The sequence below is a fragment of the Thermodesulfovibrionales bacterium genome (assembly GCA_035686305.1).
Lineage (GTDB): Bacteria > Nitrospirota > Thermodesulfovibrionia > Thermodesulfovibrionales > UBA9159 > DASRZP01.
In genome coordinates, this window is the sequence record DASRZP010000040.1 from 22916 (window position 1) to 45577 (window position 22662).

The window sequence follows — 22662 nt, forward strand, 5'->3', positions numbered from 1 at the left end:
TGGCTCAGAATGTAATCTGGCAGGAACGGCTCGTATCACGCCGCGAGCGGAACTTGATGAATAAGCATAGGAGCGGGATTGTCTGGTTCACGGGGCTCTCGACCTCGGGGAAATCGACGATTGCTCATCACCTCGAGAAGGACCTTTTTGATAGGGGCATAAGGACGTATGTCCTCGACGGCGACAATGTCCGCCATGGCATCAACTCGAATCTCGGCTTCAGTCGTGAGGACCGCAGAGAGAACCTGAGGAGGATAGCCGAAGTATCAAAATAAAATTGTATGTTGATGCCGGGATCGTCGTGCTCGCCGCCTTTATCTCACCCTATCGGGAAGACCGCGCCTATGTCAAAGAGGTTGTGGGCGCCGAAGATTTTTTCGAGGTATATGTCCAGTGCTCGCTGGAAGTCTGTGAGAATAGAGATCCCAAGGGGCTCTACAAAAAGGCAAGAGCGGGGATTATCAAGAACTACACAGGCATTGATGCTCCCTATGAGGAACCCTTACAACCCGACCTTGTCATTGATACCGTAAGACTCGATGTAGCGTCGTCCGTGGAGAGTGTGTTAAGATTTCTTGACGAAAGAAAATTCATTCTTCTGCTGTAATGTGAAAGAACTGCTGTCCCCGATAATCGTTGTTGTAAGGGATGCCGGACGGGCAATACTTGATATTTACCATTCAGAGTTTTCCGTTTCGTATAAAGACGATTCCTCGCCGCTTACAGAAGCAGACAGACTCTCCCACGACATACTCCTGCGAGCCTTGAGAGACATTTCGCCAGGTATACCGGTATGCTCTGAAGAAGGCAGTGCTCGTCCTTATCGTGAAAGGAAAGGCTGGAGTGAGTTCTACCTGGTCGACCCCCTCGACGGAACAAAGGAATTCATAAAAAGAAACGGGGAGTTTACGGTCAACGTCGGTCTTATTCGGCAAGGCGTTCCCATACTGGGCGTTATCTACGCGCCGGTGACGGATACTCTCTACTTTTCATCAGAAGGCGAAGGAAGCTGGAAACAGATCGGGAGGGAAGCTCCGGAAAAAATCAGTGTCATGAATGCTCCCCGGACTGAAGGAATTATCGTCGTTTCAAGCCGCTCACACGGGTCAGAGGATCTCGAAGCATTTCTTGCCAAACTGAAGGTCAGAGAAAAGATATCCGCCGGAAGTTCCCTGAAATTCTGTCTCGTTGCAGAAGGTAAAGCAGATATCTACCCGCGTTTCGGACCCACATGGGAGTGGGACACCGCAGCCGGCCACGCCATACTTCTGGAGGCCGGAGGGAGGGTTACCACACCGGACGGATTGGCTGAATTGTCCTATAACAAGGAGACACTTAAGCATGAGGGGTTTATCGCAAGGTCTTCGGGCAAAGCATACGCACCCTAAAAGAGTGGGAAAGCATCCTGCATGTGTGGGCGCTCTGTCAAAAACCCCTGTTATCGACTTATAGCGTTGATTCTTGCGGCTCGTTGTTGTCTGTTCCCATCTTCTCGGAGAGTTCCTTCCTGCATATCCTGACGTTCGGGGGGGCCTCGATTCCGAGCCGGATCTGATTCCCCTTGATATCGAGCACCGTAATAGTGATGTCATCTCCCACCTTCACGGCCTCATTCGGCTTCCTTGTCAAGACGAGCATTTTATCTCTCCATGAGCTACTGCAAGAAGTCGAGCAACGACGTGGAGAGGACTTTTGCCGCAGATGATTGTAATGCCTGGAGAGCAACACTGGCCTGCTGCATGTCCACGTAGGTCTGGTTGATATCGGCATCCTCGATCTTTGCACGGGCGCTTTCGAGACTGAGATTCATCTGGTCGAATCTTGTCTTCTGATCATTCATAACATCGCCCCGCGCACCAACCTCAGCCTGCTGCGCAAGCACCTGACTCCTGGCAGCATCAATGACCGAATCGAGTGCATCCATCCTGTGCTGTGCCTTCTCTTGGCTGATATCTGCCGAGGGGTCAAGGGCGGTCCCATCCACATTCTGGTTTTTCCATGCGAAGCTTACGACATTGGCTATGTCCATGACATTGGTCACTCTGAAGGTATCGTAGTCAGGATCACCCACATTGCCGATTTCGACGGTGATTGTGTTCACGCCTGTTACAGGGTCTTTTGCCTGGGTATAGCTCACGGGCGTGCCGTCAGAGAGAGCCGCGGGCATCGTCCCGCCAAGACCAGCTCTGAAGGCAGTGCTTCCCTGAACATTCGTGGCCATTGATGAATTCGCGTCTATCGGGACCTGGATACTCCCGAGGTCTCCGTTATAATCGAACGTGTTAGTAACAGCATTGAAGGTGAAAGCCTGCTGATCGGTCTTGAAGCCCGAGAAGAGATACCTGTTCCCAACCTTTGTGTTTGCCAAGCCGAGGAGAAAATCCCGATATCCGGCAGCCTGCTGGGAGTTGGCATCTTTCGTCTCCTGTGTTTGATTGTTGATTCCCGCTGAGGCAAGGTCCTTCAGGTTGCTTAAGGTATCGGCAGCCGAGGTGAAGACCTTGTCAGTTGCATCCAGGAATATGTTCGCCTGCTGCATATTGTTTTCGTATTGAGTATTCGTCTGAATGCTCACCTTATAATCGATAGCCTGAGCCTCTCCGGCGGGATCGTCTGACGGTTTATTGATCTTCTTCCCTGTGGCCAATTGCGTATTCGCGTCGGCGAGTTGGGATGCGGCGTCCTGCATCGCCTTCGCCATCTGAGCATATACCATCATGGTCGAGACTCTCATGACATTCATTCCTTTCCGCTATCCGGTTGATGTGGTAACCATACCCAGTACTGTCTGGATCAATTGATCCGTCACCGCGATCATTTTCGCAGCCGCCTCATAGGACCTCTGAAACCGTATAAGGTTCACGGCCTCTTCATCAAGGGAGACTCCTGATTCGGAGTCGCGTTGGTTGTTCAGTTGCGAAAGCATATTCTGATCGAACGTCAGGGTGTCAGAGGCAGCGCCGCTGAGGGTTCCGACATTTGAGACAATTCCCCCGTAAAAATCCGCAAAAGTTGAGCCCCCCAGGTTTGCCACTGCAGTGTTCGATAATTGCGCCAGTTTCAGCGCGTTACTGTTGTTCCCCGGCAATTCAGTGTCTGATGACGAGGCGGCTATCTTGTCCGGATCTGTGATCGCAACTCCCAGGTTCTTGATCGCGTCAGTGAGGGGACTTACAGAGAAGCTGTCGCCGCCCGCTACGCTGCCGGTCCCGTCTGCTATGGTGACCTGGATCCCGTCAAAACTTATAGGATTCCCTGAGGTATAGGCGCCTGTCGCGACAACCTTTCCTGTCTGACTGTCGGTTACGGAATAGTTTTGGGACGCGTCAAAGGTTATCGTATATTCATCAAGAGTCAGCTGCGAGGAATCTGTTATCGAAGCAGAGGTGATCTGTGCCCCGGCGGATTGGCTCTTTGTCGACAGTTGAAGCGGGTTGAAAAAATCATTTCCCGTGGTTCCGTCAAGTCCATAACCCGAGCTGTGTAACAGATTGACCTCTTTTGTTACGGACGCCACCATTTTCCGGAGTCCCATGAGGGGACCGGATTCCACTTCACTCTGTGCAGCCAGCAATCCTCCCAGTTGTCCTCTGGTGACATTCGATGTGATATCTGTGTTATCAAGAATAAGATCCTGGTTTCCGTCCGAATTTGTTTGCGTCGAAAGGGCGTTTGTTTTGTCCCCTTCAACGAGATTCCTCATGCCCACGGTGATGGTTAGTGAACCATTCTGGTCACCGTAATAAGAAAATTCGGTGAGGGACGCGAGTTGATTCAAAAGATTATCGCGCTGGTCTCTCAAATCATTTGCCTGACCGGAAGTACCTCCTGCCTCGATCTGAGTTATTTTTCCATTTAACGCCGCAATGTCTGTTGCAAGGATGTTTATCTGATCGACAGCGCCTTTGATATCGTTATTCGTCTGGTTATATGCGGCGGTTATCGAGCTTTCCATCTGTTTTGCCACATCTACGAAGGAAGCTGCCTTTTGGAGCAAGACGGTTCTCTGTGGCTGGCTCTCAGGATTTGTGGCCACGTCATTCCAAGCATTGAAAAAGTCTGTAAAAGATTTCGAAAGACCTGTGTCAGTCGAATCGCCGAAGACCTGTTCGACCTGGCTTAACAACTGGCTCAATGCAGACGACCTGCCCTGGTTTTGATTTTGCCCGATCAGTTGAGACTGGATAAAAGCGTCATAACTCCTCTTTATTCCTGAGACCGTGACACCCCCTCCCACCAAGGTGTTCCCGAAGGAAGTTGAGTTGGCAACATCGAGAATCACGTCCTGTTTGCTGAAACCGGGAGTGTTTACGTTGGCGATGTTATTGCTCGTTGTGGTGAGCGCAGCCTGGCTCGCGAAGAGTGCGGACTTGCCGATATCGAATAAGCCGAGGAGAGACAATTAGGCCTCCCTCGAGAAGGCTGCCCTTGAACTCCTTGTGCGGATGTCGAAGCCGCAGGCACTGAGGGTGTTTAGGGAGTTCTTCACAAAGTTCAGTGAACGGTCAATAAGAATTCTGTTAAACTGATTCAGCTCGTCTATTCCCTGGAGCAATGATTTCAACTGCAGTCTGAGCTGGTGAAAGGAGTCGTCTCCTGTTACCTTGTGCAGTCTCTCGAGGGTGACGCCGCCGTTCATCAGGTTCTCATCTGAAAACCTCCTGATGAGCCTCATCCGTTCCTCTTCAAGAAGTCTCAGCCTGAGGACGATGATGTCCTTTTCTTTGGAAAGGTTCTCCACCTCGCTGGCGTTCAGGTTGATGAGGCATCCCTTTTCTCTCTGGAGGAGGTCGAGAAACAGACGATAACCGCTTACCTGCTCCATAAGTATGCCTTTGATTGCGTCGGCAGTCTTCATATCTCCTTCAGAAGCTTCTGCGCTATCTTTAATGGATCGACAGTATACGTTCCGGACTCTATGGACGCTTTTATCGTATTGACCTTATCAGTCCTGACATCAGGCATCTGGTTGATCACTGCCATCAACTCTGCGGTCTTTTTGCCTTCGCCCGAGATCTCCACCTTGTCGGGAGGCCGGGTCTTTTCGACGGCAGGGGCCTGGTCCTTTTGAGCGGCCTTCGAGACATTCTTCACATCGAAATTGCCGCTACCACCCTCAGGTGGCTTATTGCCATAAATCTTCATTGCAACCTCCTTTAAGAGTTATTTCTTCTCTTATCGGAACTTCTCTGGAATTCTTTAATCTCATTGCTTAGCTAAAAACATAACGGGATCAATAAGTTCACCGTTATATCCCAGTTCGAAATGGAGATGGGGGCCCGTAGACCTCCCCGAGCTCCCGACCTGTGCTATGACCGTATTGGTGTCCACCGTGTCTCCCTCTTCCACGAGGTTGATCTTGTTGTGGGCATACTTGCTCACCAGGCCGTCTCCGTGGTCAATAATGACAATATTGCCGTATCCCTGCTGCTGGCCGCTGAAAAGGACGGTTCCGTCCTTTACGGGGTAGATATCGGTCCCGACGGGGGCTGCGATGTCAACACCATGGTGAAAACGCTTATCTCCGTATATGGGATGCTTGCGGAGGCCGAAGCGCGAACTAATGGTACCTTCAACGGGCAAATGAAGGGTTTCTGATTGATGGGGAAGAGGTTTTTTCGCTTCCTGCGTGCTTGTCCTGATAGGAAGCAGATTGATTTCGCGTTTGAGGCTTGTTCCTGGTCTCACCATTCGGAGTTCCCTGCTCCCATTCTTGTCTTCATGCTCTTCGGACTTCTGGATGCCCCTGGTCAGCCCCTTGACTAGCATCTCTTGCGTGCCGAGGCCCTTCTCTGCAAGAAGCCTCGCAAGCTCCATATCGAACATGCTCATATAGGTGTCTTTTTCGAGACTGTTGCTGCCACCCATTCCGGTTGTGGCCCGCATAGCCTTGATCATTTCATAGGCAAAGAGGGCCTCCATCTCCTTAGCAACAGCCCTGGCCGCGTCGGGATCGTTCCTTCCCTTTAAAACTTCAAGATTGCGGGAGTAATAGCCGGGCAACGCCTGGGGAAGATTCATTACATGATCTCCAGGTCAGCCTTGAGCGAGCCTGATGCCTTGAGGGACTGGAGGATCGACATAAGGTCACGAGGTGTAACACCCAGGGCATTGAGTGCCTTCACGATCTCTCCGAGCGTGACCCCTGAGACCTCCATGAGGGAGGCCTTCTCTTCCTTGACTTTAACGTCCTTGTCAGGAGTGACAACGGTCTTTGAAGATTCGGGCCCAAAGGCAGATGGCTGGGATACCTTGAAGTCCGTCTTCACCTCGATGGTGAGACTGCCATGGGCAATGGCGACGGGTGATATCCTGACTTTATCTCCGATCACAATGGTACCGGTCCTCTCGTTGATCACGACCCTCGCAGGGGCGTCAACCTGCACGTCGAGGGCTTCCACCGACGTTATGAGTTCAACAGTCCTGCCTTTGTATTCCGGAGGTATCTTCAAGCGCACTGCCGAGGGATCAATGGTTGAGGCGTATTCAAACCGGAATGACTCGTTAATCTTCTTCGCGATGGCCATTGATGTGGCGAAGTCTGGTTTGTGCAGGAAAATCTTTATTTCGCCTCCGTTACCGAGGACAAAGGGCAGGTCCTTCTCGACGATTGCACCCTCGGGGACTCTTCCGGCAGTCGGATGGTTTTTCTGCACCGTTGTGCCTCCACTTCCGCCTGTAAATCCCCCGATTGAGACAGCACCCTGTGCAAGGGCATAGATCTTGCCGTCGGTTCCCTTCAAGGGGGTAAGAAGAAGGGTTCCACCTTGGACGTTCTTTGCGTCACCGATGGTCGATACTAAGGCATCGATTTTGAGGCCCGGTTTTGGGAAGGCCGGCAGATTGGCGGTAACCATAACCGCGGCGGCATTCTTTGACTTTATGTCCTTGAAGTTTACAGTAATCCCCATTCTCTTGAGCATATTCGCTATGACCTGCATCGTGGCGTCGCCTTTGTCTCCGGCACCGTCGAGGCCGACAACGAGTCCGTATCCGATAAGTTGGTTTTCTCTCACCCCCTCAAAGTTTGCTATATCTTTGATCCTCTCAGCATAGCCGGGAAATGGAGGGTAAATAATGAGTATGAAGAGAACGAGGGGCGTAAAGAGGAGATATCTTCTTTTTTTCAGGCCCGCAACTCTTACCATTGAACTCCTCGCTTTCATCAGAGTGGAAACATCTTGTCGATGAGCCTGACCAGCCACCCGGGACTCTGTTTGTCCTGGATGATGCCATTTCCTACAAAATAGACTTCGGCATCAGCCACCTTGCTGCTCAATATGGTATTGTCCGACTCGATGTCGTCAACCCTTATCATCCCTCTCAGGACGAGTATCTGTTTTTCACTATTGATGGTGATCTCCTTTCTTGCTTCGAGCACAAGATTGTCGTTCGGCATCACTTCGACCACTTTTGCCGTTATCGTGCCGATAAGTTTGCCCTCGCGTGTCGTAGCTCCACTGCCCTTGAAGGCGTCTGCCATTTGGCCCTTAAAAGTCGGCGACAGTGTCTTGCCGGAGCCAAAGAAGTCAAAGCCCTTGATAGCCGGGGTCATCCCAAAGAACGTATCAACGCTTGCGTCGAGGCTAGATCCCTTGCTCGTTGAACTGTCTGCAGTCCCCGACCCGCTTATGTTTTCGACGACGTTAATTGTGACGAGGTCATTGAGCCGTCTCGCTTTGATATCCTCATAAAGACTCGCCGATTCACGCCAGAGTGAGTTGGTCGTGGGCTGTGTTTCCCTCTGTTCCTGGTACAGATATTTTGGCGGAGGCGGTGGGAGTTGAGGCGTCGCGCATGCAGAAAAAAGGAGACAAAAAATTGCTGTGCACAAAAGATAGACTTTGTCCGACCATGGTCCGCAGTCTGCATTCTGTTTTCTCGAGAATGTCTTCATATCAGAATCCCACCCTGACAGTATTCTCATCAACAAGCACGCCTGTTACGGTCTTTTTTGATGAGAGGTTTATAGCCTTGACATAATCTCCTACGCGGGTATTCTCTTTGAGCTCCCCTGCTGCAGTGATGTTTAAGCCGGGGGCCTCGGCCACGAGTATCACCTTGTGGCCCCTTTTCACTGTGCTCTTCTCGCTTATCATCGAATCATCCAAAGGCACGTTCGCTACGATTGAGCGGGTGAGGGACTTTCCGACGACAGCATCGGCATTGTTTAGGGCGCCTTTCGGTATGCGTGCAACGTCCATGAGGGTGACGTAGGTGTCATCCTTCTGGAGAACACTCTCTTTTCTGAAGGCCCTCCTGCTCAGGACGATCCAATCAAAGGCCCTGACATTGGCTGTCGCGGTTATTTCCCTGCCATTTCCGAATTCAAGTTTGAATACGGTCTTTCCGGGAGGTCCTTTCAGGACGACAATCGTTTGGGGTATCGATTCGGGCGTCTCGCTGTTGAGCGTAAGGTCGTTTATCTCAACTTCCGCCCAGGGATAATTGTGCTTGAGATATCCTTTGAGGAGACCGCTGATATCCTGTGCCCCGGCACAGACGCTTGTGACGATGGACAGGGAGGTGGCGACAACAAGGATGAAAGATACGACAGGAAAATGACATGCTCTGCTAAGACTCATACCCGGCTGGAGAGGGACCGACATGCTTTTTCTTTTCATCCTTCATCCTCACCGTTTGATGTTATTTGCCGTCTGGAGCATCTCATCGGCTGCCTGCACCGTCTTGGAGGCGATCTCATAACTCCTCTGGCTCATGATCATGTTCACCATCTCCTCGATGACATTCACATTGCTCATCTCGATGAACCCCTGAGAGATCGTGCCAAAGGCTTCAGTGCCCGGATTCCCCGTTGTTGCGTCGCCGGACGAAGCGGTGACGGTGTAAAGGTTCTTGCCGAGTGACTGAAGCCCGACGGGATTTATGAACCTGGCGATCTCAATCTGTCCGACCTCTGTGGGAGTAGTGCTGCCTGCCTGGACAACGCTGACCTTCCCATTTGATCCGACTGTTATACTTGTTGTGTTCGTTGGGATGGTGACTGAAGGCTCGATCGGATATCCATCCGATGTAACTACCTTGCCCTGGTTATCAAGCTTGAATGATCCGGCCCGTGTGTATCCCGTTGTGCCGTCGGGCATCAAGACCTGGAAGAACCCGTCTCCCTCGATGACGAGGTCAAGGTTGTTTCCGGTCTGGACGAAGTCACCTTGCTGGAAATTCCTCTGTACGGCAATGGGCTTGACTCCAAGACCGATCTGAATTCCCGAGGGAGTCTGGGTCCCTTCTGCTGATGTTGTGCCGGGCGTACTCAGGTTCTGGTACAACAACTCCTGAAAATCTGCTCTGCTCTTCTTGTAGCCCACCGTATTGGCATTCGCGAGGTTATTCGATATGACGTCAAGATTCAGCTTCTGTGCTTCCATTCCTGTTGTTGCAATGTAAAGTGATCTCATCGGTTATAACCTCCCCATGTCATTCGCCCTGGAAGCGGCGTCATCAAAGGTCTGGATCGCCTTCTGATATGTTTGGTAATCTCTGAGGGTGTCAATCATCTTCACCATCTCCTTTATGGGTTCTATATTCGATGTTTCCAAGTAGCCTTGCCTGACGGTGGCCTTCGATTTGCTCCCTGGTTCCGCTGTTGCGAACATACCGTCACCTCGCTTCGTAAGAAGCTCTCTCTTGGCGAAATCAACGATCTTTATGGTATCGACGGGGAGACTATCTACAGAAATCTCGCCGGTATCGGTTATTTCGATCTTTCCGTCCGGCAGGCGTATCGGTCCGTTATTCCCGAGGACTCTGACATCTGAGGACGTTGTGAGAAAACCCTCGCCGTTCCTCTTCAGATCGCCGCGCTTGGTATATCCGTTGCCTTCAAGGGCAATGAAGCCGCTGCCGTCAACGGCAAGATCGAGAGGAGCACCTGTCTTGATGAAGTTGCCTGTGGAAAGGTCTGTCTGGAAGGAGGAGAGTGTGCTCATGACCCTTCCGTCAGGCTTGGGGCTAAGGAAGTCCTGGGGGATGAGGTAATCCCGGAATGAGATACTGTCTTTCTTGTAGCCTGTCGTGTCTGCGTTGGAGATGTTTTGAGATATCAGTTCCATATGTGTCTGGTTGAGCATTGCACCGGAGAGGGCTATGTAGATTCCTTTGTACATGCTCGAGGTATATGCAAGCCGGATGCCAGTGAAAGGAATTGGCTAGCGGAGCAGGGTAAAGAAGCCGAAATCCTGTGGTTTACTGCGCATGCTTGTTGAGAGCGGCTCCTGAAGGCGCTCTCTTCAGGTTTATTGGAAGGAAAAAATTTCCCTTTGCGGTAAGTTTTACCTCAGGCCTTATGACCGTCGAGGTTCACGACGAGTTGCACTTCTCCTACGGGCATGTCAAGGATTGAGGCTATTTCGTCAATTTTCAGACCCCTTCGCTTCAGGGCGATGATCTCATGTTTGCGGTTCATGCTGTCAGAGGGAGTCTTGACTGACTCTGCCTGTTGTAAGAGTTTTTCGAGGATGGCTATCTTCTCATCCACTGAAGACTCGATCGCTTCGAGCACTTCAATCTTCTTCTCAAGTCTCCTGAAGATCAGGTCTGCAACGTCCTTCACCTCGGCAAGTTCGAGAGACAGGAGATTCTCCTCCTTATGCCTTTCTTTCTCCTTTGCCTTCAGAACCTTCTTGAGCATGTTAGACCTTGATGTCTATCTTGCCTGACTCTCTTTTTTCTTCCTTTTTTTGCTGCTTTGTCTTCTTCTTCTGGGAGAGGCTCGCGCTGTCATCCCTCCTCACAATCGGGACGAGGGGTATTCTCTTAGCAGGCTCTATCGGCACCCTTCACTCCTGAAAAGAGATCTTCTCGAGAATATAGGCATTCTTGAAAATGGTTGTGATCTCCCCGAACCTCTCTTCACTGATCCCAAGTGCTCTCCTCCAGACCTCTTCACCGAGATCAAGGTCGGCCATGGGGCCCCTGTAGCCGACGCCCAGTCTCACGCAGAGGGCGTCAGCGAGTGCGACTGTCGCACAGAGCGAGCTCTGATACTTGTCTTCAAAGGGCTTATCCTTTGCATCGCAGCTGTGGTGACTGAGAATCGCATCACAGAGTCTCTGCGGAAATCCCCATTTCTCCGCAACGAGATATCCTGCTTCGGCATGAGTGAAGCCGAAGATGTCCTTCTCAAGTGCTGAAAAAGGTACCCTTTCTTCGTGGACCCTCTGAACAAGTATTGAAAACCTCTCCGGCTGGCTGTTATTCATGATCACCTTACCGATATCATGCAAAAGGCCTGCCACAACCGCCTCCTCCTTTTTGAGAAAGGGGGACTCCGATGCCAGTATCCCCGCCGCAATCGAGACGCCGAGGCTGTGTTCCCACATTTTTTGCTCAAGGAGGCCGAATCTCTTGTAGACTTCGCGGGACGAAACAGCAAGCGTCATGGTCCGTATGCTGTTAAATCCCATGATGGCGATGGCCTGGGAGATAGTGTCAATATTCTGGCGACCGCCATAAAAAGAGGAATTGGCGACCTTTAGTATCCTTGCTGCCAGAGCCTGGTCGGCCATGATGGCCTTCTGGAGTTCATCGAGTGATGTATCCGGTGAATCAATGAGTTTCAAGATCTTTACGGCAACCATCGGCACCGCAGGGATCTCGGTAGCTCTCAGGACGGTGTCTCTCATGTCAAGCATTCCCCTCAAAGGACAAGAGAATTTTCTGGAAGGCGTCAAAGTTAAAGGGTTTTGTGAATATGGTGATCCTCTTTTTCCTGACGATGGCCTCGGTATCGCTGTCGATCAATGCCCCCGTGATGAGAACAAACCTCCTCTTTACCTCTGGGTCCAACTGGCTGAACATTGCAAAGATCTCAAGTCCGCTCAACCCCGGCATCCTAAGGTCACAAAAGACAACCCAGTACTTCCTGGAAGCGAACTTTTCCCGTGCATCGTCACCGGAGTATGAGACATCGGCCGCGAATCCCAATTGTTCAGCAAAGAGGCTGACGATCTCTGTTATGTCAGGTTCGTCGTCTATGATAAGAATCTTCTTCATGATCAGCGGGAGCACACAATGAATTGATTATACCACAGGGGCCTCAAGATCGAGGTCAGGTATGCGCTGCCGATGGGTAACGCCCCCTTAAGGTGCATCAAAGAAACGTTCAATTTCAGGCCGAGCACAACAGAACCGTCCAGCGATAGATGCTATTTGTTCGTCTATGAGCTCGAATTCGAGGAGGATCGCGTCATGCTCCTCTGTCCATATGCCGTCGTCCTCCAGTCGCGGGCTGAATCTTCGCGCGAGGACCTCTGCCAGTGACACAATCGAAAGGCCACATTTGCAGTCTGACGCCAGGGACGGCCTATGGTGAAAGCGTATCGTTTCGACAATCTCCACGGGCATGTCCGTATTCTGAGCAAACCATGCTCCCGCATCGGCATGGGTGCAGCCGAAGATCTCTTCTTCCCTGTCGAGCAAGTCGTCGGAGATTCCGATGTCGAGAAATTTTTTTGGGTTCATTCTGTAGAAGATGATCCTGCCGATGTCATGGAGGAGGCCTGAAAGGAAGCATTCACTCGGGTTCGTCATGCAAAGATTGTCCGAAATGGCCGCCGCAAGAAAGGCGACCTCATAGCTGTGGCTCCAGAGATTTCTGATATTGAAGGAATTACGGAAGGGGAATATGTCCATAACCGTCATGCCAAGGGCAACGGATTTAATTCGGTCATAGCCGAGGAACATTATTGCCTGTCTGATATCTCTCACATTGCCTGAGTGCCCGAAGAGCACCGAGTTTGCAGTACGGATAACACGCTCGGCAAACGCTTGATCATGGGAGATGAGACTGTAGAGGTCATCGGGAGAAGAGTTCTCATCCCTCGTGACAGAGAGAATTCTGCTTAACAAGCCTGGAATCGTTGAAAGGTCGCTCAGGCCCTTAATGAAACGTCTTACGTCTCCCGACTCCATTCCGTCTCCAGATGTTCTTTGTGACCCTTCCCCTTCTCCTCTGCATGGGGACGAGGCTGAGCGGATGTGACGGATGAAAACGCTTCATATCCGATAAATGCTTCGTCATAAGAAGATATGCGCGACGCCTTCCGCCGTCCGCGGCCCGAGAAGCGGTTTTGTATGTTTCTTGCGAGCAGTACGATCGTTTTCATATCTGTCTTATCGGCTGGAAGGTGAGAAACTTTAATGATTACCGCTGACTCCATCGAGGGATGCGGGAAGAAGCCGGTTTTCTTTAATGCATCCGATTCTGCTATAATGCAACTACAAAGAGAAAGCTCTTCCAAAAAACTCTGACGAGGAGACCCTTGTGAGATTTGTCCTGTCGGTTCATATCGCGGCAATAAGTACGGCCCTCTTCTTGGCTTCCTGTGTTCCTCAGGCCCTGAAGGTCCAAAGGGAGGAACCGGGGCCGCCCCCTGCAGCGTATTATGAATACGTGCTTGGCTACGACGCCGAACTGACGGGCGACTGGGAAGGCGCGTTGAACCATTACCAGGAAGCGTTAAAGGTCGATCCTGAATCCTCATACCTTAAGACACAGATGGGGTATATCTATTTACGGACAGGCAGGTCCCAGGAGGCGACAAGGCTGGCCGAGGAGGTCACGAAGGCAAACCCCGGATATGTACCCGCCCTTCTGCTCCTTGCGCAGCTCTACAACGGCCAGCAGAAAACCGACGAAGCGATCGCTCTTTATGAAAGAGTTGTTGCCCTCGATCCGGACCAGACCGACGCCCCTCTCTTCCTCGGAGTCCTCTATGCCTCTAAGCAGAGATACGATGATTCGATTAAGGTTCTTGAAGGACTGATCAGGAGATCCCCTGAAAACTCAATGGCGTTCTATTACCTCGGAGCGGTCTATTTTGATCAGAAAGACTATGACAAGGCAGAGGAGTCCTTCAAGAAGGTCATAGAATTGAGGCCGAATTTCTCCGGCGCCTATTACAATCTCGGCATTATCAGCGAAATGCGGGGCGACCTTGACCAGGCAGAGGCGCATTATAAGAAGGCCACGGAGCTCAACCCGCACGATATGCGTGCGAAGGAGAGGCTGAGTGCGATCTATATAAAGCAGCAGAATCTCGACAAGGCTGTAGAACAGCTCGAACATCTGAGCGGTAGTGACCCTGCGAACATCGATGTCCATATGAGGCTGGCGCTGCTTTACCTTGACGACAAACAGTATGACCGGGCAGTCGAGGAGTTCAGGATCGTTATCGAGGCAAAGCCGAAAGACCCTTCCCCGAGGTATTACCTTGCCCTCACCTTCGAAGAGATGGAGAAGTACCGGGAAGCCGTCGAAGAACTGAAGAAGGTCCTTTCGATAGACCCGAAGAATATCAACGCCTTTCTCCATCTCGGACTCGTCTATTCGAAGCTCAAGCAATACGATGATGCGATCCGTGTCTATGAAGAGGTGTTGTCTTTTGACAGGGGGAGGCCCGAAGTATTCCTCTATCTCGGCATAAGCTATATGCAGCAAAAGGATTACCGCAAGGCAGAGGACGTTCTCGAGGAAGGGATAGGGCTTTTCAAGGATTACGACGACCTTGTCTTTAACCTTGCCGTCCTTTTTGACAAGACCGACAGGTACGATGAGATGGTCTCCACTCTCAGAAGGGTCATAGCAATGAACCCCAAGCATGCTGATGCCCTGAATTACCTCGGCTACAGCTTTGCCGACAGAGGGACCAATCTTGAGGAGGCCCTCTCCCTTATCACAAGGGCCCTCGAAGAGAAGCCTGACAGCGGCTATATCCTGGACAGTCTCGGATGGGTATATTTCAAGATGGGAAGATACGCCGATGCGATCCTTCAGCTGAAGAAGGCTACGGAAAGCGTCAAGGACGATCCTGTTATTTATGAACATCTGGGAGACGTATATCTCGCTGAGGGAAACAAGGATGAGGCACTTAAGGCCTGGGAGAAGTCGGTAGAGTTTAGTGAGAAGGAAGAAGGATTGAAGGAACGGGTCGAAGAGAAGATCAGAAAACTGGGACCCCAAGAGGCCCGGTGAAGCCAGCGGCAATCCCCTGTCAGAAATGCTCACCATCCATGCCCCGGCAAAGATAAACTGGCTTTTGAACGTGGCAGGCAAACGGGATGACGGCTATCATGATATCGTCAGCCTCATGCAGTGCGTCACCCTCAATGACACCCTTACTATCGAGGATTCCGATGACCTTGAGGTCGTCGCCGATTCGGACATCCCTCTCCGGGACAATCTTGTTTATAAAGCCGCTCTTCTCATGAAGGCGGGGAGGGGAGCAGGCTTCGGGGCGAAGATAACGCTGAAAAAGGAGATACCCATGGCAGCGGGTCTCGGGGGAGGGAGCAGCGATGCTGCACGTACGCTTGTCGCGTTAAATCATTTTTGGAACGTAAATCTGACACTCCGGGAACTCGCCGGATTGGGGGAGATGCTTGGCTCGGACGTCCCTTTCTTCCTGTATGGTCCTGTCGCTGTCGTTGAGGGGAGGGGGGAGATCGTGACTCCCGTCACCCTGGGTGCTTCTTACGCCCTGGTACTCGCGAGGCCGCCGATAGAGGTTTCGACAGCCTGGGCTTACTCACAGGTGGAGAACAATACTGGGTCCGGCAAGGTGTTGACAAAGGGAGACAATAATATTAAACTGTTCTGTCAAGCTCTTGAAACGAGGGATTTCTCGCTGCTTTCTTCCTTGCGAAGGAACGACCTCGAGAGCCTTGTTGAGAAGAGACACCCGGTCATCGGAGAGATCAAAGGGCAACTGACGATAGAGGGTGCGGTTTTTTCAGCGATGAGCGGGAGCGGCCCGACAGTATTCGGCCTGTTCCCTTCACGTGAGGAGGCAGAGAGAGCCCTTCCGAAACTGTCACCGAACTGGTGCAGGGTTGTCGAAACCGTGGCGAGCGGCGGGTAATCGTTCATGAGCGAGAAGCCCTGAAAGCCTGAGTAGCTCTGAGTCGTTCTCTCATTCGTATTGCGGTGCAAGATATTGGGGCGTCGACAAATGGCAAGTCAGGAGATTTTGGATCTCCCAATTGGGGGTTCGAGTCCTCCCGCCCCAGCCATGAAAGACCGGTGTTTGGTATTCATGATTCATCGGCGGGAAAAGGCAGGGGTCCCTAAGAAGCAGACGATGCCTGAATCATGAGGTGCTGAGCGCTTTTCGAAATCTTTGGAGGTGTGATGCCACAGGGCATAAAGATCATCAGCGGAAATAGTCATCCTGTGCTGTCAGGGGAGGTTGGTCACTGCCTCGGTATACCCTTATGTGAGGCAACCATCACGAGCTTCAGTGACGGTGAGTTCATGGTCCAGATCAACGAGAACGTAAGGGGATCGGACGCATTTGTCATCCAGCCGACCTGTCCGCCTGTCAATGATAACATCATGGAGTTGCTCCTTATCATCGACGCCTTGAAGAGGGCCTCAGCAGGCAGGATAACTGCTGTGGTCCCTTACTACGGCTACGGACGGCAGGACAGAAAGGTCCAGCCGAGGGTCCCCATATCGTCCAAGCTCGTTGCCGACCTTATAACTGCAGCGGGAGCGAACCGCGTGCTGGCAGTAGACCTTCACGCCGGACAGATCCAGGGGTTCTTCAATATCCCCGTTGATCATCTCTACGCTTCTACGGTCCTCGTGGATTATATCAGGAAGAGAAACCTGAATAACCTCGTCATTGTCTCTCCCGATGCAGGAGGCGTTGAGAGGGCCCGGTCCTTTGCCCGCAAACTCCAGTGCTCGCTGGCAATTATCGATAAGAGGAGGGAGATGGCGAACGTATCGCAGGTGATGAACGTCATCGGTGACGTGAAAGGCCGTGATGCCCTCATACTCGACGATATGATCGACACCGCAGGCACGACGACTCAGGCTGCTCAGGCATTACGGGATCAGGGTGCGAGCAGGGTCTATGCCGCCTCAACGCATGCTGTCCTGTCCGGACCGGCGATCAAGAGGATCAACGATTCGGCGCTGGAAGAGGTCATCGTCACTAACACCATCCCCCTTGACAATAAGAAGGAGGAATGCAAGAAACTCACCGTGCTGAGCATCGCTTTTTTACTTGCCGACGCAATCAAGCGGATACATGAGGAGTCTTCAATAAGTTCACTGTTCGAATAGTCCGGGTTTTTGAGAGGAGGAAGTATGGAAAAGATCACGCTGAATGCAGAAAAGAGGGATGCAACGGGAAAAGGCGTTGCACGATCATTGAGAAGGGAAGGCATTGTCCCCGGTGTCCTTTACCGGGGCGGCACTTCCACGCCGATAAAAATAGACGGGAAGGAGCTTACACGATTCATACGGACGACTGCAGGCGAGCAGGTCATGGTGAACCTGCAGTTCTCCGACGGTGAGAGCAGGCTCGCCCTCATGAAGGACTACCAGATTGACCCCCTGAGAGGCGAACTCCTCCATTCGGACTTCTTTGAGGTCTCGCTCACGGAAGAAGTCCGGGTCACCGTTCATGTGACGGCGACGGGTGAACCGATCGCGGTGAAGCGGGACGGAGCAATCCTCCAGTATGGGGTGAGGGAGATAGAAATCCAGTGCCTCCCCGACAAGATCCCTGGCCGTATAGAAGTCGACGTTTCTGGCCTTGAAACGGGAAAATCTATCCATGTGGGAGATCTGGCCCTTGGTGAGGGTATCAAGATCTTGACTGATCAGGGAGAACTGATAGCGAATGTGATCGCGCCTGCTGTCCAGGAAGAGGCTGCGCCTGCCGCAGCTGCCCCGGAAGTTGCAGAACCTGAAGTTATCAAGAAGGGGAAGAAGGAAGAGGCCGCTGGAGAGAAGGCTTAATTGTGGATCATTGCAGGTCTCGGTAATCCCGGGCCGCGCTATGCAGGGACGAGACACAACGTCGGTTTTTTGGTAGTGGATGAGATCTCCTCGCGCTGCGGTATAGACGTTAAAACAAGAGGGGCATACAACGTGGGAAAGGGCTCCATGGGGGACAAGGACATTATCCTCCTGGAGCCTTTGACGTTTATGAACAGAAGCGGCCTTGCTGTCCGGGATATCATGAAGCGATATCATGTGCTTCCGGAGAATCTGATCGTGATACAGGATGATATTGACATGGAGATAGGAAAACTGAAGATCAGAAAACGCGGGTCATCAGGAGGTCATAGAGGCGTAGAATCGATCATAGAGACTATAGGCACGAGAGATTTTGCGAGGGTCAAGATTGGTGTGGGAAGGGAAGCAGGAGTGTCCGTCGAAGACTACGTCCTGAGAAAATTCAAGAAAGACGATATCCCTTTGATTCGAGGGGCTATTGTCAGAGCCGCCGACGCTGTTGAGGCAATCGTGAAAGAAGGTATCGAGAAGGCCATGAACTGGTTCAATAGGTAGGCTTTCCCCTCAATCTTCAGAAGATAGGAAACTGCTGAAAGAGAAACATCGCTCTCGTCCAAGGAGCGTCTGAATGAAAAGGGTTCCTTTTTTTTGACAGGGGCAGCAGGTGATGATACACTGAGGATATACCGAGGGCTGGAGGATGGGCTCCAAGGAATTACATGGAATAGTTTTTGTGTTATCGCTGTTGTTCTTCTCGGCTCCATTTGTTTCGGCAGCTGAACATCGGGGCTCCACGACGTCTCGATACGCCGCTCCCCAACATGATAATCTTATCAGAAAGGCTCAAGCTGAGGGAAAGGTACGCATTATTGTCGGCTTTAAGATGTTGTTTATCCCTGAGGGCAAACATGCTACGACGGAAACAAGGGATGAGCAGCGCTTGCGGATTTCCCGGATGCAAGAGGCTTTACTCGCATCAATCAATATTCCGGACGCGAGCAGTATCAAGAGATTCAGGCATATCCCTTTTATGGCAATAAGAACAGATGAGGCTTCGTTGCGCAGGGTAATCGGCAATCCGATAGTTAGTACCATAGAAGAAGACGTGCCTGGCAGATCTGTGATCTCTCAGTACAACATTACTCTCATCGGCGCGCAAAGTGGAGAGGCCAATGAATTTACCGGTGCCGGTCAGACAATCGCAATTTTGGATTCCGGTATTGACCAGACACATCCCTTCATGAGCGGAAAGATTGTGAGCGAGGCATGTTTTTCCACGAATGACCCTACCGATGGGATAACGAGCTTCTGCCCTAACGGCCTGACGTCTCAGACAGGAAGCGGCGCGGGAGTTAATTGCCCGACATCGCTGTTTCCTCTTGACTGCTCACATGGAACGCATGTGGCAGGGATTGCCGCGGGCAAGGAACTGACATTAATCGATGGAAGCATGGTAAGAGGGGTTGCGCCCGGTTCTAGTATCATGGACATTCAGGTATTTTCGAAAGTTGCAAACGCCGCTTTATGCTCACAGGTTGGGAGCGCTTCGCCTTGCGTCATGACTTTTCTCAGCGACATGTTAAGCGCTCTCGATTATGTGAACAATCTTACAGGCACGTATGCTATATCCTCGGTAAACATAAGTGCAGCGGGTAGCGAGTCCCCAACAAGTTGCGATGCGGCAAGCCCTTCATTCAAGGCAGCGGTTGATCAACTCCGTGCATTCGGAATAGCCACGGTAATTGCGTCCGGAAATGACGGGAGTCCCGGCGGGCTTTCATTTCCGTCATGTATTTCATCCGCGGTTAGTATCGGGGCGACTGAATACTATGGAGATATAAATAACGGTCTGCCCGAGCAAGTGGCGCCGTATTCGAATAGCGCCTCATTCCTCTCACTTCTTGCACCGGGCGGCTGTCTCGATAACCTTACCTCATGCGGTATTCTGTCATCTGTGCCGGTCGAAGTGGGGGCCTGGGCCTACACAGCTGGCACTTCTGCGTCTGCCCCTCATGTGGCCGGGGCATGGGCCCTTCTCAAACAGAAGAAGCCCTCGGCGTCTGTTGATGAGATATTAGCCACGCTCCAACGGACTGGTCAAGGCGTTTACGATCAGAAGAATAGTTTGATAAAACCGAGGATACAGGTTGATGCTGCACTGGCTGCGCTGGCCGTTGACAATTGTGTCGCGATATTGTCGGATAGTCTCTTCTTGCATGCTCCAATCCTGCTCTATAACGGTCAGGCCTACTGGGCCGATTTCCAATATACTCAAGGTCTGGATTTCAGAATAGTCGGTGCCGGGGCCGTAGCAGATGCGAGCCCGCACATCAGCTGCACTCCTTCTACCTTATCAAGTGATTTAGAGCTTCATGTGCCGGAACTCATCTATAAGGGAGTTTCATACCATACTGACTTTCACTACGAGGGGGGCTTGATATTCACATTGACAGGAGCAGGCACAAACTAAGAAAAAAGAAAGCGGCAATAAACCTCAACGACAAGGTGAAGCGGCATAAGTCATGCCAGGCTCCTTACGTTGCCTGTCTGGCGTTTTCGACCATGAGCTTTGTAATCGACTTTGCAAAGGCAACAGGATCTTTTGGTTTCGAGCCTTCCATCAATAACGCCTGATCGTAGAGGAGTCCGATGTATTCGCGGAGGAGGGGGCTCTCCCGATCTTTCTCAAAAAGTCCCTTCATCGATTCGAAGACGGGATGGGACGGGTTGATTTCGAGGATCTTCTTCATCGCAGGCACATCCTGTCCCATGGCCCTCATAAGCCTTTCCATGTTGGCGTCCGGCGCCCCCTCGTCGGACACCAGACAGCAAGCGGAATCCTTCAGTCTTCCCGACAGTCTCACGTCTTTGACTTCCTCCTTGAGCGCATCCTTGATGAGTTCAATGAGTTTCTCATATTTCTTCCTCGCCTGGTCTTTATCTTTTGATGTATCAAGACTGATTTCACCTTTCACGACGGACTTGAACTTCTTCCCTTTGTATTCGAACCCAGAGAAGATGAAATCATCGATCTCATCAAGCATGATCAGAACATCGTAATCCTTTTCGGAGAAGGTTTCGAGATAGGGCGACTTCAGGACTTCATCACGCGATGCGCCGGTGATGTAATAGATCTCTTCCTGCCCTTCTTTCATGGAGTCAATGTAGCTCTGGAGAGTAGTATACGAATCCGGTCCTGTCTTTGCAGACGAGAAGAGGAGGAGATCCGCCACCTGTTCCCTTCTCGAAAAATCATAGTGGATGCCCTCTTTCAGGACCCTTCCGAACTCCTTATGAAATGTGAGATAGCTCTCATATTCGCCTTTTTTCATCTCACCCAGGGTATCGAGGACCTTCTTCGTGATGTTCTTTTTGATGATCTCGACCTGACGGTTGTTCTGGAGGATTTCCCTCGAGACATTAAGCGGGAGGTCCGAGGAATCCACAACACCCCGTATGAACCTCAGATAAAGCGGTAGCAGCGCCTCGCAATGTTCCATGATCTGGACTCTCTTCACGTAGAGGGTCGGGCCGATCTTAAATTCCTTGTAAAAGATGTCAAAAGGCGCCCGCGAAGGAATAAAGAGGAGAGCAGTGAATTCCGAGGTCCCTTCTGCTTTATAATGGATAACCTTGGCAGGGCCGGAAAAATCATGGGAGATGTGGCGGTAGAATTCATGGTACTCTTCTGGCGAGACCTCGGCCTTATCTTTCAGCCAGATGGCCTTTCTCGAATTCAGGGTTTCTTCTTCTTTTACCGCAACCTTCTGACCCTTGGCGATCTCGGACTCTCTTTCCCGTTCTACCTCCATGACGATGGGATGTTCAATGAAGTCGGAGTATTTCCTGACGATTCGCCGTATCTCCCATTCGTCAAGATACTTTTTTTCGTCCTCCTTGAGGTGGAGAATGACATCCGTTCCCTTCCCGTCTTTTTCGACCTCTTCCACGGTAAAGGAACCGTCCGCCGTTGATTCCCATTTTACGGCCCTCTTCGTCTGGATTCCCGCCTTCCGCGAGATGACAGTGATCCTGTCTGCCACCATGAAGGATGAGTAGAAACCGACTCCGAACTGGCCGATCAATTCGGGGTTATTCTTGATCTCCTTGCTCTGGAGGGCCATGAGAAATTCCTTTGTTCCGGAATGGGCGATCGTTCCGAGTGCTTCAACCGCCTCTTCCCTGGTCATGCCGATTCCGTTGTCCCTTACCGTGAGAGTGCCGGCTTTTCTGTCGGGAATTAGGCAGATCTTCCACTCGCCATCCTTTTCGAGGATGTCGCTGTTCGTGAGGGATTCATATCGCGCCTTGTCTATCGCATCCGAGGCATTCGAGATAAGCTCTCGCAGGAAGACCTCTTTATGGGAATAGAGGGAATGGATCATGAGATCAAGGAGTTCTTTGACCTCTGTCCTGAATTCTAGAGTCTGTACCGTCATCGTCTCACCTCAAGCAGTGTAGTGTCGGCCGCTCCTGAGCGTCCAGAAATTATATATACTACTCTATAGGCCAATGTCAAGGATTACGGAGATATTGATACACTCTGAAAAGCCGCAGAGAAATTGCGCTGACGGTCTCATAAATGCTAGAATAGCAAAATATCCAGCCGACTGAAGGAGATGCCTATGGTGGAATACAGAATACCCGTTGGCCTGACGTTTGATGACGTTTTGCTCCTGCCTTCAAAGTCCGATATTTTGCCGAAGGATGTGGACATAAGCACACAACTGACGAAATCCATAAAGATCAATATTCCTCTCCTCAGTTCTGCCATGGATACCGTTACGGAGGCAGCCCTGGCCATAGCAATGGCACGAGAAGGAGGCATCGGCATCGTGCACAGGGCGATGTCGCCCCATCGGCAGGCTACAGAGATTGATAAGGTCAAG

General features: G+C 51.4%; 27 protein-coding genes and 1 tRNA gene. 11 read left to right on the forward strand and 17 right to left on the reverse strand.

Going from position 1 to position 22662, the window contains the following annotated elements; translation table 11 throughout:
* Window positions 1-56: 56 nt before the first annotated feature.
* From VFG09_04405 to cysQ, 3 genes are read left to right on the forward strand one after another with little or no spacing between them, the layout of a single operon-like run.
* On the forward strand, window positions 57-275 hold the full coding sequence (locus VFG09_04405) for an adenylyl-sulfate kinase (protein ID HET6514379.1): 219 nt from the start codon (window positions 57-59) through the stop codon (window positions 273-275).
* A gap of 2 nt (window positions 276-277) precedes the next feature.
* A complete protein-coding gene (locus VFG09_04410; protein ID HET6514380.1) occupies window positions 278-607 on the forward strand; it encodes an adenylyl-sulfate kinase in 330 nt (109 codons plus the stop codon).
* Window position 608: 1 nt separating this feature from the next.
* The gene (gene cysQ / locus VFG09_04415; protein ID HET6514381.1) at window positions 609-1388 is read left to right on the forward strand and encodes a 3'(2'),5'-bisphosphate nucleotidase CysQ; all 780 of its coding nucleotides are present in this window, start codon (window positions 609-611) and stop codon (window positions 1386-1388) included.
* A 58-nt stretch (window positions 1389-1446) separates the two neighbouring features.
* Here the strand turns inward: cysQ and csrA are convergent, their stop codons facing one another.
* From csrA to VFG09_04495, 16 genes are all read right to left on the reverse strand, one after another.
* On the reverse strand, window positions 1447-1638 hold the full coding sequence (gene csrA, locus VFG09_04420) for a carbon storage regulator CsrA (protein ID HET6514382.1): 192 nt from the start codon (window positions 1636-1638) through the stop codon (window positions 1447-1449).
* A gap of 16 nt (window positions 1639-1654) precedes the next feature.
* Window positions 1655-2719 (reverse strand): flagellar hook-associated protein FlgL, encoded by a 1065-nt coding sequence (gene flgL / locus VFG09_04425; GenBank protein ID HET6514383.1) that lies wholly within the window; start codon window positions 2717-2719, stop codon window positions 1655-1657.
* A 33-nt stretch (window positions 2720-2752) separates the two neighbouring features.
* Window positions 2753-4402 (reverse strand): flagellar hook-associated protein FlgK, encoded by a 1650-nt coding sequence (gene flgK / locus VFG09_04430; protein HET6514384.1) that lies wholly within the window; start codon window positions 4400-4402, stop codon window positions 2753-2755.
* Window positions 4403-4858, reverse strand: coding sequence for a flagellar protein FlgN (locus VFG09_04435; protein HET6514385.1), 456 nt, complete (start codon window positions 4856-4858; stop codon window positions 4403-4405).
* Complete coding sequence (gene flgM, locus VFG09_04440; protein ID HET6514386.1) at window positions 4855-5145, reverse strand: flagellar biosynthesis anti-sigma factor FlgM; 291 nt, start codon at window positions 5143-5145, stop codon at window positions 4855-4857. Before flgM ends, VFG09_04435 begins: the two co-directional genes overlap by 4 nt.
* Window positions 5146-5205: 60 nt before the next feature.
* Entirely contained in the window at window positions 5206-6021 is an 816-nt protein-coding gene (locus VFG09_04445) for a peptidoglycan DD-metalloendopeptidase family protein (protein ID HET6514387.1), read from the reverse strand.
* On the reverse strand, window positions 6021-7148 hold the full coding sequence (locus tag VFG09_04450; protein ID HET6514388.1) for a flagellar basal body P-ring protein FlgI: 1128 nt from the start codon (window positions 7146-7148) through the stop codon (window positions 6021-6023). The genes VFG09_04445 and VFG09_04450 overlap by 1 nt, the downstream gene beginning before the upstream one ends.
* 17 nt (window positions 7149-7165) lie before the next feature.
* Window positions 7166-7897, reverse strand: coding sequence for a flagellar basal body L-ring protein FlgH (locus VFG09_04455; protein ID HET6514389.1), 732 nt, complete (start codon window positions 7895-7897; stop codon window positions 7166-7168).
* Between the two features lies 1 nt (window position 7898).
* Window positions 7899-8624, reverse strand: coding sequence for a flagellar basal body P-ring formation chaperone FlgA (gene flgA / locus VFG09_04460; protein ID HET6514390.1), 726 nt, complete (start codon window positions 8622-8624; stop codon window positions 7899-7901).
* A 9-nt stretch (window positions 8625-8633) separates the two neighbouring features.
* On the reverse strand, window positions 8634-9419 hold the full coding sequence (gene flgG / locus VFG09_04465) for a flagellar basal-body rod protein FlgG (protein ID HET6514391.1): 786 nt from the start codon (window positions 9417-9419) through the stop codon (window positions 8634-8636).
* Between the two features lie 3 nt (window positions 9420-9422).
* Window positions 9423-10127, reverse strand: a complete 705-nt coding sequence (locus tag VFG09_04470) for a flagellar hook basal-body protein (GenBank protein HET6514392.1) — start codon at window positions 10125-10127, stop codon at window positions 9423-9425.
* A gap of 170 nt (window positions 10128-10297) precedes the next feature.
* Window positions 10298-10651 (reverse strand): hypothetical protein, encoded by a 354-nt coding sequence (locus tag VFG09_04475; protein ID HET6514393.1) that lies wholly within the window; start codon window positions 10649-10651, stop codon window positions 10298-10300.
* A 1-nt stretch (window position 10652) separates the two neighbouring features.
* Window positions 10653-10796, reverse strand: coding sequence for a hypothetical protein (locus VFG09_04480; GenBank protein ID HET6514394.1), 144 nt, complete (start codon window positions 10794-10796; stop codon window positions 10653-10655).
* Window positions 10797-10799: 3 nt separating this feature from the next.
* Window positions 10800-11645, reverse strand: a complete 846-nt coding sequence (locus VFG09_04485; protein HET6514395.1) for an HDOD domain-containing protein — start codon at window positions 11643-11645, stop codon at window positions 10800-10802.
* Between the two features lies 1 nt (window position 11646).
* On the reverse strand, window positions 11647-12015 hold the full coding sequence (locus VFG09_04490; protein ID HET6514396.1) for a response regulator: 369 nt from the start codon (window positions 12013-12015) through the stop codon (window positions 11647-11649).
* 87 nt (window positions 12016-12102) lie between these two features.
* Complete coding sequence (locus VFG09_04495; GenBank protein HET6514397.1) at window positions 12103-12933, reverse strand: HDOD domain-containing protein; 831 nt, start codon at window positions 12931-12933, stop codon at window positions 12103-12105.
* Window positions 12934-13285: 352 nt separating this feature from the next.
* Here VFG09_04495 and VFG09_04500 point away from each other — a divergent pair, with 352 nt between their 5' ends.
* The 7 genes from VFG09_04500 (at window position 13286) to VFG09_04530 (ending at window position 20243) form a co-directional block, all read left to right on the forward strand.
* Window positions 13286-14995: a tetratricopeptide repeat protein gene (locus VFG09_04500; protein HET6514398.1), complete on the forward strand. Its 1710-nt coding sequence runs from the start codon at window positions 13286-13288 to the stop codon at window positions 14993-14995.
* A 25-nt stretch (window positions 14996-15020) separates the two neighbouring features.
* A complete protein-coding gene (ispE, locus tag VFG09_04505) occupies window positions 15021-15881 on the forward strand; it encodes a 4-(cytidine 5'-diphospho)-2-C-methyl-D-erythritol kinase (protein HET6514399.1) in 861 nt (286 codons plus the stop codon).
* 76 nt (window positions 15882-15957) lie between these two features.
* Window positions 15958-16032 (forward strand) — tRNA-Gln (locus tag VFG09_04510).
* A 118-nt stretch (window positions 16033-16150) separates the two neighbouring features.
* Complete coding sequence (locus VFG09_04515) at window positions 16151-17092, forward strand: ribose-phosphate pyrophosphokinase (protein ID HET6514400.1); 942 nt, start codon at window positions 16151-16153, stop codon at window positions 17090-17092.
* A 24-nt stretch (window positions 17093-17116) separates the two neighbouring features.
* Window positions 17117-17773 (forward strand): 50S ribosomal protein L25, encoded by a 657-nt coding sequence (locus tag VFG09_04520; GenBank protein HET6514401.1) that lies wholly within the window; start codon window positions 17117-17119, stop codon window positions 17771-17773.
* Window positions 17774-18328: an aminoacyl-tRNA hydrolase gene (gene pth, locus VFG09_04525; GenBank protein ID HET6514402.1), complete on the forward strand. Its 555-nt coding sequence runs from the start codon at window positions 17774-17776 to the stop codon at window positions 18326-18328.
* A gap of 400 nt (window positions 18329-18728) precedes the next feature.
* Entirely contained in the window at window positions 18729-20243 is a 1515-nt protein-coding gene (locus VFG09_04530) for a S8 family serine peptidase (GenBank protein ID HET6514403.1), read from the forward strand.
* A 64-nt stretch (window positions 20244-20307) separates the two neighbouring features.
* Here the strand turns inward: VFG09_04530 and htpG are convergent, their stop codons facing one another.
* Window positions 20308-22212: a molecular chaperone HtpG gene (gene htpG, locus VFG09_04535; protein ID HET6514404.1), complete on the reverse strand. Its 1905-nt coding sequence runs from the start codon at window positions 22210-22212 to the stop codon at window positions 20308-20310.
* Between the two features lie 186 nt (window positions 22213-22398).
* On the opposite strand from htpG, the gene VFG09_04540 reads away from it, so the two are divergent.
* The coding region (locus VFG09_04540; protein ID HET6514405.1) for an IMP dehydrogenase at window positions 22399-22662 on the forward strand (264 nt) is incomplete at its 3' end.

What these genes read in the sequence shown, in the direction of transcription:
- VFG09_04520 (HET6514401.1), top strand. Translation starts at nt 17,117, where the DNA reads ATGGAAAAGATCACGCTGAATGCAGAAAAGAGGGATGCAACGGGAAAA.
- VFG09_04445 (HET6514387.1), bottom strand. Translation starts at nt 6,021, where the DNA reads ATGAATCTTCCCCAGGCGTTGCCCGGCTATTACTCCCGCAATCTTGAA.
- VFG09_04475 (HET6514393.1), bottom strand. Translation starts at nt 10,651, where the DNA reads ATGCTCAAGAAGGTTCTGAAGGCAAAGGAGAAAGAAAGGCATAAGGAG.
- VFG09_04530 (HET6514403.1), top strand. Translation starts at nt 18,729, where the DNA reads ATGCAAGAGGCTTTACTCGCATCAATCAATATTCCGGACGCGAGCAGT.
- VFG09_04455 (HET6514389.1), bottom strand. Translation starts at nt 7,897, where the DNA reads ATGAAGACATTCTCGAGAAAACAGAATGCAGACTGCGGACCATGGTCG.
- VFG09_04490 (HET6514396.1), bottom strand. Translation starts at nt 12,015, where the DNA reads ATGAAGAAGATTCTTATCATAGACGACGAACCTGACATAACAGAGATC.
- ispE (HET6514399.1), top strand. Translation starts at nt 15,021, where the DNA reads ATGCTCACCATCCATGCCCCGGCAAAGATAAACTGGCTTTTGAACGTG.
- csrA (HET6514382.1), bottom strand. Translation starts at nt 1,638, where the DNA reads ATGCTCGTCTTGACAAGGAAGCCGAATGAGGCCGTGAAGGTGGGAGAT.
- flgL (HET6514383.1), bottom strand. Translation starts at nt 2,719, where the DNA reads ATGATGGTATATGCTCAGATGGCGAAGGCGATGCAGGACGCCGCATCC.
- VFG09_04405 (HET6514379.1), top strand. Translation starts at nt 57, where the DNA reads ATGAATAAGCATAGGAGCGGGATTGTCTGGTTCACGGGGCTCTCGACC.
- flgM (HET6514386.1), bottom strand. Translation starts at nt 5,145, where the DNA reads ATGAAGATTTATGGCAATAAGCCACCTGAGGGTGGTAGCGGCAATTTC.
- flgA (HET6514390.1), bottom strand. Translation starts at nt 8,624, where the DNA reads ATGAAAAGAAAAAGCATGTCGGTCCCTCTCCAGCCGGGTATGAGTCTT.
- VFG09_04435 (HET6514385.1), bottom strand. Translation starts at nt 4,858, where the DNA reads ATGAAGACTGCCGACGCAATCAAAGGCATACTTATGGAGCAGGTAAGC.
- VFG09_04450 (HET6514388.1), bottom strand. Translation starts at nt 7,148, where the DNA reads ATGGTAAGAGTTGCGGGCCTGAAAAAAAGAAGATATCTCCTCTTTACG.
- VFG09_04485 (HET6514395.1), bottom strand. Translation starts at nt 11,645, where the DNA reads ATGAGAGACACCGTCCTGAGAGCTACCGAGATCCCTGCGGTGCCGATG.
- VFG09_04495 (HET6514397.1), bottom strand. Translation starts at nt 12,933, where the DNA reads ATGGAGTCGGGAGACGTAAGACGTTTCATTAAGGGCCTGAGCGACCTT.
- VFG09_04515 (HET6514400.1), top strand. Translation starts at nt 16,151, where the DNA reads ATGCCACAGGGCATAAAGATCATCAGCGGAAATAGTCATCCTGTGCTG.
- flgG (HET6514391.1), bottom strand. Translation starts at nt 9,419, where the DNA reads ATGAGATCACTTTACATTGCAACAACAGGAATGGAAGCACAGAAGCTG.
- VFG09_04470 (HET6514392.1), bottom strand. Translation starts at nt 10,127, where the DNA reads ATGTACAAAGGAATCTACATAGCCCTCTCCGGTGCAATGCTCAACCAG.
- htpG (HET6514404.1), bottom strand. Translation starts at nt 22,212, where the DNA reads ATGACGGTACAGACTCTAGAATTCAGGACAGAGGTCAAAGAACTCCTT.